The organism is Acetobacter senegalensis (assembly GCF_001499615.1).
GTDB classification, from domain to species: domain Bacteria; phylum Pseudomonadota; class Alphaproteobacteria; order Acetobacterales; family Acetobacteraceae; genus Acetobacter; species Acetobacter senegalensis.
Window position 1 is genome coordinate 925,356 of record NZ_LN606600.1, and the last position, 18,207, is coordinate 943,562.

Sequence of the window (18,207 nt, forward strand, 5' to 3'; positions counted from 1 at the left end):
CCAGCAAGAGCCGAGGAGAGATGGCAGGGATTCTGGCGCGTGGAGAGTGCGACAGGCGTGAGCGTTTCTGTATCTGGTCTGTATCTGGCCGGTTGACACCATCCATGATGTGAGCGGCAGGTGCATCACCTGTTTCATCCGGCCACACGGCAGCCTGACAGCCGAACAGGCACGTGCCTCAGCCTGTATTGTGCAATGCTCCGTATGGCCTCCCCCTTGATGGGGCCATCAAATGATCTTCCCACCTGAGGGTGAGGCTTCTATCGTTCAGGTAGTCGGCAGGTACGCGCTCTTTCTGTACTCAGAAAACACGGTGGGCTTTGGGGATGCGCAAGAACAATCACGCCATCGGGTTTCTTCGGCTGTGTCTGATCGTGGCTGTTGTGCTGCACCATAGCGTGCTGGCGTATTGTGTCTTTGGCCACTTTGACCACCATGCCTACCTGCTTTCAAGCGCACCCATTATTGACCGGCAACGCTGGGGCGGGTTCGATCTGCTGGTGCGGTGGAATGATACCTATTTCATGGCGCTGATGTTTTTCATCTCCGGGGTGTTTGTTCTGCCCAGCCTGCACCGCAAAGGGCCGCGCCGTTATTTGAAAGATCGGCTTTTGCGGCTGGGGCTTCCTTTTGCGGTGTGCGTCAGCATTGTGATGCCTGTGGCCTATTATCCCTCCATTCTGGAAGCGGGTGCCCGTGTGTCCTTCTTCTCCTTCTGGCAAGGGTATTTCGGCAGGTTTCACTGGCCGGGTGGGCCTGCGTGGTTCATCTGGTTTCTTTTTGTGCTTGATGTGCTGTGTGTTCTGACAGTGCTCCTTGCACCTTCTCTGCCAAGCTATCTGGCAGCCCGCGTGCCAGATGGCCTGAACCGTCGCCCGGTGTTGGCCGTGTGTGGCGTTCTGGGGGCGGCTCTTGTGGCTTATGTGCCGTTTGTTCTGCTGTTTGGCGCAGAACGCTGGCTGAGTTGGGGGCCATTTTCCATTCAGGGAAGCCGGATGGGCCTGTATGGCTTTTTCTTTGGTCTGGGCTGTGCGGCTGGGGCTGCGGGCAGTCAACATACCCTGTTTCAGCGCAATGGCGCGTTGGCGCGGCACTGGGCCGGGGCGCTCTGCCTTGGTATGAGTGCTTTTGGATGGTTTATTGCATTGCCTGCACCATTTGAAAAAATCCGGCCCGTTCTTTTTGTTTTTTGCAGCGTTCTGTTCTGTCTGGCCCTGATGGGCGTTTGCCTGCGCTTTGTCAGCACCGTATCCGCGCGGGTTAACACACTTACGGGAGACACTTACAGCGTTTACCTGATTCACTATGCGTTTGTGACATGGGCCCAGTTTGCTCTGCTACCTGCATCATGGGGGGCCATCCCGAAAGCGGCGTGTGTGGCGAGCATAACCCTGTGTTCCAGTTTTCTTGTAACGTATATCATCCGCTTTTTTTCCGGCGTACAGCGTATGGTTTGACGGAGAAAGCCGTTGGCATAGCGTTATGCTCGGTCTTCATGCGTGAAGAGTATGCTGTTTCTGTAGGGCGCAGAACTGCTCCGGGTAGAAGACCGAGCCGGGATTGACGAGGGCTGATACCCGCCATACCATTCCGATACAGTTATGATGCGAAGGTTTCTGCTGCGTAAGGGAAAGACCCCATGCAGCGTGCCGGACAGTAAGGGACAAGAGCGTGCGCGGGAAAATAGGATCTGTCTGGCCTGCCGCGCTGTATTTTCTGATAATAGTCCCTTTGGTGTTATCCATCCATAACCCCCATGTTCTGGCCCATTTTTTCACAACGCCTGTTTCCGAAGGGTATCAGAAGGTTCTTGTTCTTCTGGACTTCATACTGACGGAAACCCTTATGTTCCTGACGGTGCTTGCTGTGACAGTCGTGTTTGCATGGCTTGACCGGAAAGATGCCGCGTTCTGTGGCCTGCCTTTACAAAAAGCAGGAGGCCCGCGCTTTCTTTACGGGTGCGCTCTTTCCACTATTAGCATGTTGCTTCTGGGTGTTTTTGAATATGCGTTCGGTGGCTTTCACATAACAGGCTGGATATGGCCGCCAGCCATAACGCTCCTGATAACACTGCTTTCAGCCTTCTGGGTGCTTCTTGTTGCCCTGACTGAGGAGTTATGGTTTCGGGGTTATGCTCTGGCAAAACTGGAAGGCGGTATGGGCTGGTGGTGTGCGGCCATAACAACGTCTCTGGTGTTCTCCCTGTGCCACCTGCACAATCAGGGTGAAAACTATAGTGAGCTCGTTCTGATTTTTCTCTCGGGCATGCTGCTGTGTGGGCTGCGGCGTCTGTCTGGATCACTGTGGCTTGGCATTGGCGCACACGCTACGGCAGACCTTGCGGGCATTATTCTGGGGGTGCCGGGCCATGATATGGCAAACAGCCCCATGCAGATTGTCTATCTTGAAACCTCCGGTTCCGCTTTGATCAATGGGGGCGAGAACGGTGTCATGTTCAGTCTGCCCGGCATTGCGTGCCAGTTTCTGATGATGCTTGTGCCGATCCTGCTGGTCAGGCCCTCACGCCAACACGCACACGGTGACGCGGTCCCGCCATCTGCGTGACTGTAGCCGCCATATCTGCGCGCAAGGTGTCGGAACGTACCCGCGCACCGCAGGCTCCGTGGACATGAGGCCATAAAAGCCGCACGTCATGTCCATTTTCCACCATGCAAGCTTTCCTGTCTGGAAAACGGCACCTGTCTGCGCGAAGACTTTCTCATGGGGGTCTGTTTCATGATGGGGTCTCGCTTGCAGGGATAGTCTCTGCTGCGCACCAATGCCAGCCGAGCCTTCAATCTGATTTTTTCAGTAATCTCCGTGAGAGCCTAAGTTTTCTGTGAGAGCCTGAAGGGAATAGAGCATCCCTCCGCCTGAACGCAAAGCCGCCCCGCCTGCCTTCTGGTTGACGCCCGCATGGGGGGTTGGCACAGACGGACAAGATGTTTCGGAGGGCGCAGCTTTTGCACTTGAAAACGGCAAGACAGGGTTCAGGCCCAAAGAAGGGTGCGAAAAACCGGTTTACGGGCCTTCTGTTCTGTCTGCTTGCAGGGCTGATTGCCGCAGGGCTGTACCGCAGTTTTCAGGTGGCCGCGTTTCTGCCGCTGGATGCTGACCGCGCCACGCCTGCCGTGGTGGCGGAAGCCATGCTGGCCCATGGTCTGGACGCACTGAACGCATGGCACAGCACGCAGGATAACTGGCTGCTCTCCGCCATTCTTCCGCAATTTCCCTTTTATGCCCTGTTGGGCCAGCAAGCGTGGATTCCTGCCCTGTGTGGCTGGCTGGGGTTTGTGGCCAGTTGCGCGCTGTGTGGTGTTCTGGTGGCGCTGGCCGCCGCCCCTCGGCCATCTGCCTGGCTGGTGGGAATGGGGCTGTTTGGCGTGCTGCTGTTCCTCAACCCGCTGGCGCTGGGGCCCATCGGGTTTCTGGCGCATCCGGTCAGCCATGGGGTGACATGTTTCTGGGGGCTGGCAGCACTTGTGCCCTGCGTGCTGGTGCTCAAGAGGCGTTCAAGGTGGCTGCTGGCGCTGACAACGGTTTTGCTGCTGGTTGCCTCGATCTCCGACCCATGGGCGCGGGCGGCGTTTGTTCTGCCGCTTACGCTTGCAGGTGTGGGGGTGTGCCTCCTGCCCTCCGATGCACGCCAAAAAAAGACGGCACTTTGCCTTATTGCGAGCACACTGCCTGTCTGGCTGGCCGGAGCGCACGGGTTTGGACTTTTCCCCGGTATACCGGGCACGCAGTTTACCAAAGGAGCGCTGGCCGACATTCCGCACCATGCCGCACTTGGCTTTTCCGGCATTGCGGTTTTGCAGCATCTGGTGCCGGGCACGAACGCGCTCACGCACCCATGGGCTCGATGGATCAGCGGAATAATTCTGCTTGCATTGTGTGGCCTTGCCGCCCCTGCCGTAAGCAACAGCTTGCACGATCAGAAAGACGGACCACGCCGGTTTCTTCTGCTGTTTTGCGCCCTTTCCCTGAGTGTGACGTTCGCGGCTTTCTCGCTCTCAGATTTTGTGACCGGGCTGGATCTGACACGTCTTTTGGGAAATTTTGCGTTTCTGCTTCCGCTTGCCCTTTGCCTGTGCGGGTGCATTGGACAGGCGCGGCCTTTGTTAACCGGCGGACTGGTGCTGGCCGCTATGGGTGGGGTTCTGGCTGGCCTGTTGCCACCCGGCGGCAACCACGCCACGCCCCAGAAGGCATTGGCAAACACCCTACAGCTTCTTGCGTTTCTGCAAGATCATCACCTGAGCCACGGATATGGGGGATATTGGTCCACACACGCCAATGCCAGCCATCTGCTGAGCGGCGGGCATGTGACCATTCGGCCCGTGGCGGTGCGAGGAGCCGGCGTGCTGTACCCACGAGAGCAACAAGTGTTTGATGCGTGGTACAGGCCCCAGGACACAGTGCCTTCTGAAACGCGCCAGTTTTTCATTGCACAGCAAGATGACGAACTCTGCCCGGATACAGCCGCCTGCGTAGCGCTTGCGCAGCATAATTTCGGGCCGCCGGATGAGACTCTGCTCTGGGGCACAGTGCCGGTCATGGTCTGGCACAAGACACTGTTTCCCTCTGCCCCCATGCCTGACACCCTGCAACGCGCGCCGGAATTTTCCGCCAACCCGACGGAAGACCAGTCCCTTCTGCTCACCCCGGCAACCGCGCCAGCCATGCTGTGGCGGGGGTGGGCCAGTGTGGGGCCGGATGGTGCGTGGAGCGGCGCGCAACTGGCTGGCATCATGGTGCGGCTGGCCGGCCCCTCTGCCCCACTGTGTCTGACAATGCGTGCAAGCGGGCGGTCTTCTGCTCCGCCGCAGCCTGTCACACTGTTGCGGGATGGAACGGCCATAGCCCAATGGGCCGTGCATGCTGGCACACCTGCCCCCTATTGCACCGGCCCTTTGCCAGCGGGTGACGCCTATCTGGTGCTGGAACGTGCGGCCCCACCGCATGATAACCAGCGGCTTCTGCCCGGTATTCTGCTCTCCACCCTCAGCCGCCCGCACGGTTGAGCCGTCCCTGACGCGCAACAGACACGAAAGACCCACCATGGCCCAGACACCGGCCCAGTCCTCTGCCCCTGTTTCCCGCTCTGCCCGACGCATTGCCCTGCTGGGCATGATTGCGGGTTACGGTAATGCGCTGGGGTTTGTGGAACTGGGCGGTGTGTTTGTCGGCGCCATGACTGGCAACACCACGGACATGGGGGCCGCACTGGCCAGTGGGGACTGGCCGCACGGGTTGAAGGTGGCTGCCATTGTGGCGGTATTTTTTATCAGCGCCGTGCTGGCTGGCGTGGTGCGGCGGCTGTGGCTGCCAGCGCGTGGGTTCCTTATTATGGCGGGGCTTCTGGTGGTGACGCAGGCCGTGCAGGGCCACCCCGCCCAGCGTGTGTGTGAACTGCTGTTTCTGCCCGCCTTCATGGCTGTGCAGGGCGAGACGATTTCCCGTTTTTCCGGCAACGCCATCCAGACCATTGTGATTACCAGCAACCTGCTGAAATGCGCCTCCGCCGTTGCGGGGTGGCTGGTCAGCCTGTTGCCCGGCAGCACCAGTGCACGCCCGGCCCATGGCACCATTCTGCTGCCGGGGCTGGCATGGGCTGCGTTTTTTCTGGGGGCCATGGCCGCAACCGCAGCATTACGACTGCACGCGCCCCTGCCCTTTTTGTGGCCGCTGCCACTTCTGGCCATCCTCTATGCCGATCTTGCGCACGCTGAACGCGCGCACGACCCGGACTAACGCACCGCCCACACCTTCCTCGGCCGCCACCCCCGTTCCCGGTTGGGTGCTCTGTTGCTCTGTTGCTCTGTTGCTCTGTTGCTCTGTTGCTCTGTTGCTCTGTTGCTCTGTTGCTCTGTTGCTCTGTTGCTCTGTTGCTCTGTTGCTCTGTTGCTCTGTTGCTCTGTTGCTCTGTTGCTCTGTTGCTCTGTTGCTCTGTTGCTCTGTTGCTCTGTTGCTCTGTTGCTCTGTTGCTCTGTTGCTCTGTTGCTCTGTTGCTCTGTTGCTCTGGAAGAGCGCGACACGAGTGTCCGGCGGCATGCAACCCTGTGTGTGACATTCCTTTCTGGAGACAAGCTGCTACAGTGAAGGGCGTGTTTTCTTCAGCCGGATTTTTTTGACCCTCCATGACGTTCCGCCTCCGCCGTGCCCAGCCCGCCTTTGCCCCTACCCTGTTTTCCGCCCTGTGCGCTGCTGTTGTGAGCAGGAGAACCCTTACGGCGGGATTATTGTTGCCCGCACTGGGGCTGACGGGCTGCGGATATTTTGATTCCCGCACGGCGCACCGGGCCCAGCTTTCCCTTATTGGCATGAGCAGCAGTGATGTGCAGGGTTGCGTGGGCGTGCCGGACAAGGTGAAAAAGCTGGAGGACGGCACGGAGGTTCTGGAATATTCGCGCACGCTGAACATTCCCGCCACCAATGATTCCACCTTTATCCCGCTGCAATCCATGGTGAATATTGTGGAAACCACACTGGGCGGCGCGGGCAAGACCTGCATTGCCGATATCCGCATTGCCAATGGTGAGGTGGTGGACCTGCATTACAGTGGCGATAACGATGAAATTCTTGGCGCGGATGGCGTGTGTTCCGTCATTACCCGCGGGTGTGTGCGCCGCCCCATGCCGGATATGCAGAAAGTCTCCAACAGTCCGTTGGGTCCGGTTTCCGGCTTCAGGCAACCGCAGATCAAGCGGCAGACGCTCCTGCATGCCTCCGCCATGACAAATGCGCAGGGTGCCGCCATGGCAGATGGTGTCACCACTGGGGCGGCAACGGCTGCCCCAACGCAGACAGTGGTTCCACAAAACGCCCCATCCGTAACATCTGTCACCATTCCTGGCACATTGGCCGCACGCCCGGCTACTGCTGCCACGCCCTGATATCAGGGCTCAGCCTGCGGGCGGTCTGACACTTGCGGGATGAGCAAGGCTGTTGTCGAACCGTTCTGCCTCACCATCCCGAATGGCTTTGCGGATCAGCTGCCAGCGGCGGAACATGCGCACAGGGTGGCGCAGGTGATACCCCACGCTGCGCGGGGTGGCGCAGAACACCTTGATCAGCAGGAACAGGGTTCTGTTCAGCCGGTAAATGGCGCGGCTATGCACGGCCCGTTTTTCAAGAATGATGCGGTTCCTGATGGAAAAATAGGGCCGGATGAGGCCGTTTTCCGGTTGCAGCCACGGGTGGAGAATGGCCTTACCCTCGGTCCATGATGGCTCAAGGTCTGTCAGCGTGCTGTGCTGGCACAGCCAGATCTGGCCTCCGCCTTCTGTCATGCGCAGGGTGAAATCATAATCATCGAAATAAAGGTAGAAGCGGGCGTCTGGCAGGCCGGTTTTCTGCAATCCGTCCTTGTGGAACCACAGGCCCCCGTAACCCGCCATGTCCATGGACCAGCAGGCCAGTCCTTCCTGCCGCCAGTGGGCCACGGTCTGTTTCTGCCATGGGCTTTGCACGGAAAAACCAAAGAAGCTGTTGGGCAGGAGGCTGTTGGGTTTATCCCGCGTAATCAGCTTTTGATAGGTGCGTTTGTCCGGCCGAAAGCTGACCAGCGCCACATCTGGCCGTGCGTCCATCAGCCGCCAGATTTTTGCCAGAACAGTCAGGGCATCCGGCGCGGGCAGGTTGTCATCATCCAGAAGCCAGATATGGCCTGTTTCCGGGCGGGCAGCTGCGGCCTCCACCCCGGCGCGGAACCCTCCGGCAGAGCCCATGTTTTCTGGCAGGCGCACCACGCTCACACGCTCTGCGCCGAACTGTGCGGGCAAGGCGGACAGCCCGGCGGCAACGGCAGATGCCGTGCCGTTATCCACCACCACCACATGCCCGGCCCCGCAGGCCAGCGCGCCCTGCACAACCTGCTCCACCAGCGCAAGGCGGCTGCCATACGTGACGGTAACCGCGCAGGTCTGGCTCAGGGTTGCCTGATCGGCCTGCTGTTCTGACGTGGCAGTGCTCACAAGAGAGCCTCCTGTTTCAAACTGTCGCCCGTGCGTAAAAGGGTTTCACAGGGCTGGGCAGGGTGCGGCTTGTTCCACGGCAGCGGGCTCGGGCTCTTTGGGGGCGGAGGGGGTGTTGCGTATGGATCTGGCAAAGCCGGGCATGGCGAGAATACGGTCGCGGCACAGGGCCAGATCCCGATCCGCTCGCCCGGCGGCGGGGTGCCATATCAGATCGCCTGTGGAAAGGCCGGGGCGGGCCAGCCGCACATACCCCATGCGTTGCAGCCACGCATGCCAGCGCGTAAAATCCGCCCCGCTGCCCAGTTTCCCCTGCCGCACCAGTGTATGCCGCATACCGCGCAGCCCGGCGGCATCCATCATCCCTTGCAGGCGGGTGGAGGCGGTATGGCGTGCCGGTAACGGAAAGAGCCACACAGGCGCGCCGGTGCGGCAGGCATCAGCCACCATGGAGGCGCTATCCGCCGTGACCACAAAGCGGCTGCCGGTTGCCAGCGCGTTCTGAAACTGGGGCGTTTGCGGGCTGAACAGGTGCAGGGCCACATCTGTCCCCGCTGTGAGGGTTTTGAGCCAGCCTGCTTCCTCCGCCGTGGTGCGCGGGCCGGTGATGATCTGTGCACGCTCTCCATTAGCGGCGGCCAGACGCTGGGTGAACAGCACAAGGCTGCGTGTGGCGGCCAGCGTATGGGTAAAATGTTTGCTGGCGGCCCCATACAGCGCCACCGTGCCGCCCTGCCGTGCGCCGGGATCAGGAAAACTGGGGCGCGAGAGGGAGGCGCCGTTCAGCGGCAAGGCCAGACGCAGCATGTTGGGCGCAAGGGGATAATCATCCTGTGGCAGGACGATTATCAGATCAAACGCGGCGGCGGGAATATGGCTGGGGCGACCCAGATGCACGATAAGCGGACGCAGGCCCGTGCCCCCTGCCTGAAGATACGCCATGCAGCGCTCACGCAGGGCCAGAGCAGCTTTTGCCGTGTTCCCAAAAGAGAGAATAAGCCGAAGAGCCGACAGATCCGGCACGGAGGGAGGCAGGGAAAACCCCTCCCCCAGCGGCAGGAAGGTAAATGGGACACCCAGTGTTTCCGCCAGAACGCGGCACTGAGCCATTTCTCCCAGCCGGGCAGTATCAAGAATCCAGACAGGCGCTTCAGGATTGAAAGAGGTCACTCTTCAGACTCGCTGATTGAGGAGGAAGGAGCGGGATCTTCCTGGGCGTTTTGGAAGTTTTTATGGCGGCTCATGACAAGATACGGACCCAGACGCGAGAGGAAGATACCGAGTTCACTTAATAACGTAGCCAAGCCCGCTCCTGTCATGCCCCATATGGAAGCCAGCCAGTAGAGAAACGGGAGGGAGAAGCACATGGTCGCCACGCGGCCCAGCAGAAGCTGATGCGCGCGGTTGAGGGAGACCAAAATGGGTTCCAGCGGAACATCCCACAGATCAAGAATGGCGGTGGTGGTCATAAGCAGCAGCAGGGTGCGGGTGCCGGACCACGGCACCGTAAGCAGCACATGCAAAAGCCACGGCCCCACAAAGGCCGCCGCCAGAATAACCACCACAGAGAACGCCCCCAGCGCTTGCAGGATGCGGTTTGTGACCTGCCGGATGGACGCCCAATCCCGCTTGTCCCGCAGGGCGACGAGTTCTGGATACAAAGCGGGGGTCATCATTTGCGCGGGGCGGGCCATGCCGTCCGATATCTGCCAGGTGACATTATAAATGGCAGCGCTTTGCGGCCCCAGCACAATGCCCACCACCAGCACCGTAAGCCGTGTGGACAGCCGGGAGAGCGCCTGATCGACACTGACGGAGAATGTAAAGCGCCACAGCCCCTTGATGGGACTGAGCCAGGGCACACCCCACAGGCTGAACCCCTTGAGCGCATCCGTATGGCCCAGCACCCACAGGGCAATCACCCCATCCAGCGTGAAGGCCGCCACAAAGGAGGCATACCAGAGGGCCAGAAAATCCTGGAGGGTCCAGTGCAGAACGAACCCGGCAATACACCCCAGAAAACGGACGATACCGCTGAGCGCATCCGCCAGCACGGAAAGCTCGTACCGGTTGGTCAGCCGCATGACACCCAGCGCGGAGCCGGTGTTCATGAACAGCACGACTGTCAGATACCACAGCGGCATGCGGCCATAGGATTCCGGCCAGCCAAAAGCATGCCCCAGCCAGAGGCTGCATAACAGCGCGACAGTCAGGGCAATGAGCGCCCCCATTCCATCCAGCACGGCGCAATGGCGCATGAGGGTTTGGAACGCGGTTTTATCCGCCCGTTTGAACAGGGCGTTGCCGTATTGCAGCAGCGGCTGCCAGGACTGAAACCGCGTCCCCACGGAGCAGGAGCTGGTGAAGGAATTGATCAGCAGCAGAATGCCGTATTCTTCCAGCCCAAGGGCGCGCACGGCCAGCGCCGTACTGCCCAGCGCAAGTGCCGCCGTGGCCCCCTTGCCGGTGAGCAGGTACCCCGTATTGCGGAAAACCCGAGCAAAAAGCGCTCTGACCCGATTATTCATCCATCCTCGCGTCTGACACGCCGCGCCATAGCCTGCATGGTGCCTTGCCTCCGCCTGTGTCCAGTGTGTTCTGCACCAGGGGAGAAACCGACAGGCTCCGTGCTGTGTTGGCATGGGTTTAAAAGCCAGAGCCAGCCGTGGCAAACCCTGCGTGCCGAAAAAAGAGCCCACGCCCAGCGGCACAGCCGGGCCGGGGCGATAATCACAGTTCCGTGAAGACTCGGTTGAAAGCCAGATTCCGGGCGGAAAAAGGTTGCACTGTGCCCGTTTTTCCTCACACTCCGCCTGTATGCAGCCTGCTGGGCGGCCTGTCCGTGCGGGGGCTGCATTAAACTCTATCCATGACGCAGACAGGGAGAGCCATCATGGCCTGGACCGCACCGAAAATCACCGAAATTCCTCTGGGCGCTGAAATCAACAGCTACGTTTGCGGCCAGAAGAAATAAGTCTCTCCACCGCCAGCATTGCGGGTTCCTTACTCGCGCTGGCGGTCTTTTTTCTCTAAAAGCAGCCCATGCTTGATATCATCGTTCTTGGCGCTGCCGCTGGCGGGGGCTTCCCGCAATGGAATTCAAACGCACCGGGTTGCAACCGCGCCCGCGCAGGTGACCCTACAGCCCCGGCCCGTACCCAGGCCTCCATCGCGGTAAGCGGGGATGGCGCACAATGGTACGTGCTCAATGCCTCGCCCGACCTACGGGCCCAAATCAACCAGACCCCTGCCCTGCACCCCAAAACGGGATTACGCTCCACCCCCATTGCCGGTGTGGTGCTGACCAGTGGTGAAATTGACACCATAACCGGGCTTCTGACCCTGCGGGAAAAACAGGCGTTTGACCTGTATGCCGCCGCCCCGGTGCTGGCACAGCTTGACGCCAACCCCATTTTTGAAGCGCTGGACCGCACATTGGTGCCCCGCCACGCCATGGTGCTGGATCAGCCCCTGGCCCTGAAACCCGCTGGCTTTACCATCACGCCGTTTGCCGTGCCCGGCAAAGTGCCCCTGTATGCGGAACAGGGTGCCAACCCGGCGGAAGTGAAGACGGATGGCGAGACCATTGGGCTGGAACTGTCTGACGGCACGCACCGCGCCCTGTTCATTCCCGGTTGCGCGGTGATGACAGACACCCTGCGCACCCGCATGGACGGCGCTGATGCGGTGTTCTTTGACGGCACCCTCTGGACGGATGATGAGATGGTGCGCGCCGGGCTTGGGGTTAAAACCGGCAAGCGCATGGGCCATATGTCCGTTGCGGATGAGCCTGATGGCACCATGGCTGCTTTCCGCCCCCTGCATATTGGCCGCAAGATTCTGATCCATATCAACAATTCCAACCCCATTCTTCTGTCTGACTCACCAGAACGCAAAGAGGTGGAACGGGCGGGATGGGACGTCGCCTTTGACGGCATGAGGGTAACATTATGACCAACCGCCTGCTTTCCCCCGCTGAACTGGAAGCCGCCCTGCGTGCCATTGGTGCGGAACGCTACCACAACCTGCACCCCTTTCACCGGGCGCTGCATGATGGAAAGCTGACCAAGGGGCAGGTGCAGGCGTGGGCGCTGAACCGCTATTATTATCAGGCCAGCATTCCCGCCAAGGATGCGACCCTGCTGGCCCGCCTGCCCACGGCGGAACTGCGGCGCGAATGGCGGCGGCGGCTGATTGACCATGATGGCACGGAACCCGGCACCGGCGGCGTGGCCCGCTGGCTGAAGCTGACGGATGGGTTGGGGCTGGACCGTGCCTATGTGGAATCGCTCGATGGGTTGCTGCCCGGCACCCGCTTTGCGGTGGAAGCCTATGTGCATTTTGTGCGCGAGCGCTCCATTCTGGAAGCCATTGCCTCCTCCCTGACGGAACTGTTCTCCCCCACCATCATTAGCGAACGTGTGTCCGGCATGTTGCGCAACTATGATTTTGTGACGGAAGAAACGCTGGCCTACTTCACGCCGCGCCTGACGCAGGCCCCGCAGGACTCCGCCTTTGCGCTGGCTTATGTGAAAGAACATGCCCGCACGGTTGAGCAGCAGCAGGCGGTATTGAACGCGCTTAAATTCAAGTGCGGCGTGCTATGGTCCATGCTGGATGAGCTTGATTATGCCTATGTCTCTCCCGGCAACATTCCGCCGGGTGCGTTCCGCCCGCAGGAGGATGCATGACAGCACACACCGCGCACGCACCAGAAACTGGAGCAGGAGCGGCCTCCGCCGCGTCCCCTGAACCGCCCCACGCCGCCGTACCGGCCACGGCCGCCCCGGAACAAAAGGCCGCGCCTGTAGAAAACGGCACTGGCACTGGCACTGGCACTGGCACTGGCACTGGCACTGGAGCGGCACAGCAAGAGGCCGCAACGGCAAGCCCCGCGAACGGCAGCGCCGGGACCGAGGGGCCGCCTGCCACGGAGGGAATGACGGAGCAGATAGTGCTGCGTTTCCGCCGTGGCACGCGGCTGCAATATGACCGTGTGCGGGAGCAATGGTTTATTCAGGCACCGGAACGGGCTTTTTTTGCTGACCCGATTGCAGCGGAAATTCTGCAACTGGTGAATGGCAAGCGCACCGTGGGGGCCATTATCAACCAGTTGTGCCAGAAATTTGCCGCCCCGCGTGAGACCATTGCGCAAGATGTGCTGCGCATGGTGCAGGAACTGGCGGACAAACAGGTATTGCAGACGGCATGACCACTGCCCCGCCCCCCATGAGTCTGCTGGCGGAACTGACGCACCGCTGCCCGCTGCAATGCCCCTATTGTTCCAACCCGCTGAAGCTGGATGTGCGTGCGGGGGAGCTTGAAACGGCAGAATGGAAGCGTGTGCTGGAAGAAGCCGCCGCCATGGGCGTGTTGCAGGTGCATTTCTCCGGCGGGGAACCCATGGCCCGGCCTGATCTGCCGGAGTTGGTGGCGCATGCAGTTGGGCTGGGGCTTTACACCAACCTGATCACGTCTGGCGTGCTGATAAACGCCACCAGCCTGAAAGCGTTGGCTGATGCCGGGCTGGACCATGTGCAGCTTTCCTTTCAGGACGCAGATGCGCAGCAGGCCGAGCGTATTGGCGGCATGGCGGGGGCGCAGGCGAAAAAGCTGGAAACCGCCCGTCTGATTGTGGAAGACGGCCTGCCCCTAACGCTGAACTTTGTCATTCACCGCCAGAACGCCGAGCGGGTGCCCGCCATGCTGGCCATGGCGGACCAACTTGGCGCACGCCGGGTGGAAATTGCGCACACCCAATATTACGGCTGGGGGTTGCTGAACCGTGATGCGCTGCTGCCCTCCCGCGCGCAGCTTGAAGAAACCGAACGCGCCGTGACCGCCGCCCGCGCGCATTTTGGCACACGCATTGCAATCGATTTTGTAACGCCCGACTACTATGCCGATCAGCCCAAGCCCTGCATGGGCGGTTGGGGGCAGCGGTTCATCAATATTTCGCCCACCGGCAAGGTTCTGCCATGCCATGCGGCGGAGAGTATTCCGGGCCTCACCTTTCCCACCGTGCGGGAGGAAGGGCTTGCCGCCATCTGGCAGGATTCACCATTGTTCACCCTGTATCGGGGCACGGACTGGATGCCAGACCCCTGCCGCAGTTGCGCCTTCAAGGAAGATGATTGGGGCGGATGCCGCTGTCAGGCGCTGGCGCTGGCTGGTGATGCCGGAGCAACCGATCCTGTCTGCCATCGGGCTCCCGGCCATGGGCTGATTGAAAAAGCCATTTCGGAGCGGCCCGCCGTGCCGCCTGCGTTCCGTTATCGCCGGTATGGCAACGCGCAGAATGGTTAGAAACGGCTTCTCTGCCCCAAAACAGATCGTCCCGCAGCAAGCGCCCTGAAGAACGATCATATTTCTTTCACAGTGCTTGCGAGAGGGACGTCCCCACGGTTCTGGGAGACTGGTCGTCCCTCCTTTTCAAGACGAAAACAGAGTGCTCATTTCTGATTTTCTTCTGTTATCCCATTCATAAAATGAAAATATCGACCTATCGCCAGTTCTTGACGACTTTCGTCTTTCGCCCAGACAAGACACTGATCGCGTGCTGACGCAGCGAGACGATCTTGCGCTTCATTAACTGATTTTAATTTTATCAGCAGCCGCTCAGATTCTATGGCCCTTGACCTGTATGCGCTAATGTCCTCGCTTGTAAAAAACTGTTTAAGACTTCTGCGGCAAAAACAGGGAGATCTTTTGGTGGCTGAAGAGGCGAATTTGAAAACGCGATACCCCACGGCCCTGCCGGGAAGCCACACCATTCGGCACGCAACTCTTCTGCCGGATCTGGCGTGCCATACCGCTCAACCACACCCCCAGACGACATATTAAGGCGCTATCCTGATCAAGGGTATGACGGCACGCTCGTCCTTATTTGAAAGAATTTTCTGAACATGAACAGCCAGACTCCATTACCGCACTACCCCATTCACCATTTGCTGATGCCTAATCTTGAGTTTGGTACCCCTGCCACAATGTACGCCCGGGTGCATGACAGAGAAGGCACCATCCTGTTTTCTGAAAACACGATTATTCTTGAAAAATTCGGCCGTTGTTCATTTGATACATTCTATAATGGCTTGACCATCCAGTCCTGGAAGGAAAACTGCGCCATACAGGATCTGGCCTTTTTCCTGACCGGCACGGGAAAGGTTGTGATCCGGCTGGGCGTGCATCGTCTGGGGTGTGATCAACGGTTCCTGGTGGAACAAAAAGTCACGCTTGACCCACAAACGCCCGTGCAGATCAATGTGGAAGAATGGCCCACATTGATAAACGGCATGCTGTATGCCCAGATCGAAGCGCTGGATGAAGCCTCCATAACGGGCGGGTGGTTCGCCACCTCTACGCCCCCTGAAAGAGACATCAAGCTCGGTATTGTCATCACCCATTTCAAACGGGAAAATGCGGTACGCAAGGCCACGCGCCGTATCCAGTCCGGTCTTGCTGCCGTTCCGGAAATTGCTGACAAGATTCAGCTTACCGTCGTGGATAATTCCTGCACGTTGACCGACACAGATGTGCATGGTGCCACCCTTATTCCCAACCGCAATCTGGGTGGTTCAGGCGGCTTTACCCGCGGCCTTCTGGCATTGAAAGACAACGGGACGGTCACCCACTGCCTGTTTATGGATGATGATGCGTCCTGTGAACTTGAGGCCATCTTTCGGACCTATACCCTTCTCTCCTACGCCAGTGTTGAAAAGGTAGCGGTTGCCGGGGCTCTTCTGAGAGAACTGGCTCCCCACTTCCTGTTTGAAAAAGGGGCGCAGTTTGATGGCAAATGCCGCCCGCTGAAACATGGTCTGGACATGCGCAGCGTGCATGATCTTCTGCTGAGCGAAGTGGAGGTTCGGAGACCGGATTTTGGTGGATGGTGGTTCTTCGCCTTTGCTCTGGCGGACGTACAGCACTACGCCTTTCCGTTCTTTGTGCGCGGCGATGACATCATGTTCGGCATGATGAATAAGTTCCGCATCATCACGCAGAATGGCATTGCTTCCTACGGGGATGATTTTGGGTACAAGAGCGGGCCTTTCCAGATTTATCTGGATGTGCGGAACCATCTTGTCCAGAAACTGACCCATATGAATGCCAGCGCTGCCGACTGCATTCATCTGCTGAACGACTTCTTTAGAGACGCCACGCAGTCTTACAACTATGCGACCGCATGCGCGATTTCCATTGCCGTGATGGACGTGATGAAAGGGCCGGATTTCTGGGTGGAGAACATTGATATGTCCCAGATCCGCAAGAAATTCGCGCCGCTTGTCCAGCAGGAAAAAATGCGCAAAGTGGCACTTCCTGACCTTCCTGCGCCGGTGGACCAGATTCCGGGCCAGTGGCAGGAACGGATACGGCGGCGGGTTGTGCGTAAACTCTCCCTCAATGGGCTGCTGTTGCCAGAAAAGCTGCGCAAGAACAGCATTCTTCTGCAACGCAAGAACTTTGCTGGCGATCCGCGCGAGACTTTCCGGTATAAAAATGTGTTGTACTATTATGAGCCCACACAGGAAGGGTATGTCGTGCACCGCGATACTGCGCGCCTGCTGAAGGAAACCAAATTTTTCCATCGTGTGAAAAAGGAATTCAAGGCACGCTACGCAGCACTTCAGAGCGACTATCAGGCCCGCTATCTGGACATGAGCACGGAAGCCTTCTGGCGGAATGTCTATAAGAACGACATCACAAAGAAGTAAGGGGCTCTTTTTTCATATCTCCAACGCTTTTCTTTCCCTCCGGAAAGGAAAGCGTGCAGGCGTGATGACATTCCTTACTGCCTCGCAACCGGTCCCTCGCCTTCTAAAATAGAGTAAGGGCCGGTTTGCGGATCTCTCCTTAGACCGTGTCCTCGGCAGGACCATCGGAGAGGACACCCTCCCACTTGGCGGAGACAGCGGCAGCGTAACCGTTGCCCAGAACGTTGGTGGCGGTGCGGGCCATATCCAGAAAATGATCAATGCCCAGAATAAGCGCAATGCCGCTTTCAGGCAGGCCGAACTGCGGCAGAACAGCCACCAGCGTAACCAGTGAGGCCCGAGGCACCCCGGCAATGCCCTTGCTGCTGAGCATCATGACCAGCACCATCAGGATCTGCTGGCTCCATGGCAGATGGATGCCATAAGCCTGCGCGATAAAAATGGCCCCGAAGGACTGGAACATGATGGAGCCATCAAGATTGAAGCTGTACCCCAACGGCAGCACAAAGCCTGCAATCCGGGCGGGCACGCCAGATTCCTCCAGCTTTTCAAGCAGGAGGGGATAGGCGGATTCACTGCTGGCAGTTGAAAAGCCCAGCAGAACCGGCTGCACCAGATTTTTGATCAACGGTTTGAGGCGCGGACCAAGCACACAGAACGCAAGGCCCGTCAGCACCACCCATTGCGCCATGATGGTGCTGTAGAATTCCAGCAGAAACCGGCCAAACTGTATCAGCATATCTATGCCGCTATGGGCCAGACTGCCCATGATGGAGCCAAACACCGCAAGCGGGGCCAGCACCATGACCATGTCCGTCATGCGCAGCATGATGTGAGACAGTTCTTCAGACCACGCCAGCATGGTTTTACCGGCCTTGCCCGCAGCGGGGAGAGACAGGCCAAACAGCACGGAAAACACCACAATCTGCAGGATGTCATTCCGGGCCATGGAATCCAGAATGCTGGTGGGCACGATGTGCAGAATGAAATCAATGGGCTGGAACGGGTGCTTCAGGCTGGAAATATCGGACGGAAGCGGCGCGGAAAAGCCAGCACCGGGCCGCAGCACGTTGGCCGCCACCAGCCCGATGATAAGCGAGAGGAAGGACATGCAGATAAACCACAGCAGCACGCGCCCACCCACGCGCAGCACCAGTGTATCATCCCCCAGCTTGCCAATACCGCTGACAAGCGTTGCAAACACCAGCGGCGCAATGACCATACGGATCAGCCGCAGGAACAGGCCTGTCAGCAAAGACGCGATCTGTTCAGCATCATGAACATAAGCCGGCAGGAACGAGTGAACGGCCAACCCTGAAACAACGCCAAGCACAAGCGCCACCAGAATGGCATATGTGCGTTTGCGGGTGTTGGCTGGCTGAGCGGCTGAGCCCATGCGCTTCCCCCTTTATCCTTATGGTCAATGAGCCAGTGGAACAAAGAGCGAGGGTATAAAGAAAACGGACGATCAGGTCAAAATTAGAAATTTTGTTCCTTTATCCGATTGCAAGATTTTCGAT

General features: G+C 59.0%; 16 protein-coding genes. 11 read left to right on the forward strand and 5 right to left on the reverse strand.

The features are described from left to right. Positions 1-326 precede the first annotated feature (326 nt). Positions 327-1,457 carry an acyltransferase family protein gene (locus ASN_RS04195; protein WP_058987317.1) on the forward strand — a complete coding sequence of 377 codons (1,131 nt, stop codon included), beginning with the start codon at positions 327-329 and terminating at the stop codon, positions 1,455-1,457. A 36-nt stretch (positions 1,458-1,493) separates the two neighbouring features. Here ASN_RS04195 and ASN_RS19870 read toward each other — a convergent pair whose 3' ends face one another. Further along, positions 1,494-1,745, reverse strand: a complete 252-nt coding sequence (locus tag ASN_RS19870; protein ID WP_167541287.1) for a hypothetical protein — start codon at positions 1,743-1,745, stop codon at positions 1,494-1,496. Here ASN_RS19870 and ASN_RS04200 point away from each other — a divergent pair. From ASN_RS04200 to ASN_RS04215, 4 genes are all read left to right on the forward strand, one after another. Further along, entirely contained in the window at positions 1,735-2,565 is an 831-nt protein-coding gene (locus ASN_RS04200; protein ID WP_231948486.1) for a CPBP family intramembrane glutamic endopeptidase, read from the forward strand. The two genes, ASN_RS19870 and ASN_RS04200, sit on opposite strands and share 11 nt — an antisense overlap. Positions 2,566-2,969: 404 nt before the next feature. Continuing rightward, positions 2,970-5,024, forward strand: coding sequence for a hypothetical protein (locus tag ASN_RS04205; RefSeq protein WP_157765112.1), 2,055 nt, complete (start codon positions 2,970-2,972; stop codon positions 5,022-5,024). 37 nt (positions 5,025-5,061) lie between these two features. Beyond that, a complete protein-coding gene (locus tag ASN_RS04210) occupies positions 5,062-5,754 on the forward strand; it encodes a YoaK family protein (protein ID WP_058987320.1) in 693 nt (230 codons plus the stop codon). 386 nt (positions 5,755-6,140) lie between these two features. Then, positions 6,141-6,896: a hypothetical protein gene (locus tag ASN_RS04215; protein WP_058987321.1), complete on the forward strand. Its 756-nt coding sequence runs from the start codon at positions 6,141-6,143 to the stop codon at positions 6,894-6,896. Between the two features lie 9 nt (positions 6,897-6,905). On the opposite strand, the gene ASN_RS04220 is transcribed toward ASN_RS04215, so the two are convergent. The 3 genes from ASN_RS04220 to ASN_RS04230 are packed head-to-tail and all read right to left on the reverse strand — an operon-like array spanning position 6,906 to position 10,504. Next, on the reverse strand, positions 6,906-7,976 hold the full coding sequence (locus tag ASN_RS04220; protein WP_058987322.1) for a glycosyltransferase: 1,071 nt from the start codon (positions 7,974-7,976) through the stop codon (positions 6,906-6,908). A 45-nt stretch (positions 7,977-8,021) separates the two neighbouring features. Continuing rightward, on the reverse strand, positions 8,022-9,146 hold the full coding sequence (locus ASN_RS04225; RefSeq protein ID WP_231948374.1) for an ELM1/GtrOC1 family putative glycosyltransferase: 1,125 nt from the start codon (positions 9,144-9,146) through the stop codon (positions 8,022-8,024). Continuing rightward, positions 9,143-10,504 carry a lipopolysaccharide biosynthesis protein gene (locus ASN_RS04230; protein WP_050942415.1) on the reverse strand — a complete coding sequence of 454 codons (1,362 nt, stop codon included), beginning with the start codon at positions 10,502-10,504 and terminating at the stop codon, positions 9,143-9,145. Before ASN_RS04230 ends, ASN_RS04225 begins: the two co-directional genes overlap by 4 nt. Before the next feature lie 365 nt (positions 10,505-10,869). On the opposite strand from ASN_RS04230, the gene pqqA reads away from it, so the two are divergent. The 6 genes from pqqA to ASN_RS04260 all read left to right on the forward strand — a co-directional run bounded on the left by pqqA (position 10,870) and on the right by ASN_RS04260 (position 16,687). After that, positions 10,870-10,950: a pyrroloquinoline quinone precursor peptide PqqA gene (gene pqqA / locus ASN_RS04235; protein ID WP_035378309.1), complete on the forward strand. Its 81-nt coding sequence runs from the start codon at positions 10,870-10,872 to the stop codon at positions 10,948-10,950. A 68-nt stretch (positions 10,951-11,018) separates the two neighbouring features. Continuing rightward, complete coding sequence (pqqB, locus tag ASN_RS04240) at positions 11,019-11,930, forward strand: pyrroloquinoline quinone biosynthesis protein PqqB (protein WP_058987323.1); 912 nt, start codon at positions 11,019-11,021, stop codon at positions 11,928-11,930. Beyond that, entirely contained in the window at positions 11,927-12,667 is a 741-nt protein-coding gene (gene pqqC / locus ASN_RS04245; protein WP_006560047.1) for a pyrroloquinoline-quinone synthase PqqC, read from the forward strand. Before pqqB ends, pqqC begins: the two co-directional genes overlap by 4 nt. A gap of 248 nt (positions 12,668-12,915) precedes the next feature. After that, complete coding sequence (gene pqqD / locus ASN_RS04250; RefSeq protein ID WP_006560022.1) at positions 12,916-13,188, forward strand: pyrroloquinoline quinone biosynthesis peptide chaperone PqqD; 273 nt, start codon at positions 12,916-12,918, stop codon at positions 13,186-13,188. Beyond that, positions 13,185-14,282: a pyrroloquinoline quinone biosynthesis protein PqqE gene (gene pqqE / locus ASN_RS04255; RefSeq protein ID WP_058987324.1), complete on the forward strand. Its 1,098-nt coding sequence runs from the start codon at positions 13,185-13,187 to the stop codon at positions 14,280-14,282. Before pqqD ends, pqqE begins: the two co-directional genes overlap by 4 nt. A 599-nt stretch (positions 14,283-14,881) precedes the next feature. After that, a complete protein-coding gene (locus tag ASN_RS04260; protein ID WP_058987325.1) occupies positions 14,882-16,687 on the forward strand; it encodes a hypothetical protein in 1,806 nt (601 codons plus the stop codon). 139 nt (positions 16,688-16,826) lie between these two features. Here ASN_RS04260 and ASN_RS04265 read toward each other — a convergent pair whose 3' ends face one another. Next, entirely contained in the window at positions 16,827-18,083 is a 1,257-nt protein-coding gene (locus ASN_RS04265; protein WP_006560026.1) for a dicarboxylate/amino acid:cation symporter, read from the reverse strand. Between the last annotated feature and the right edge of the window lie 124 nt (positions 18,084-18,207).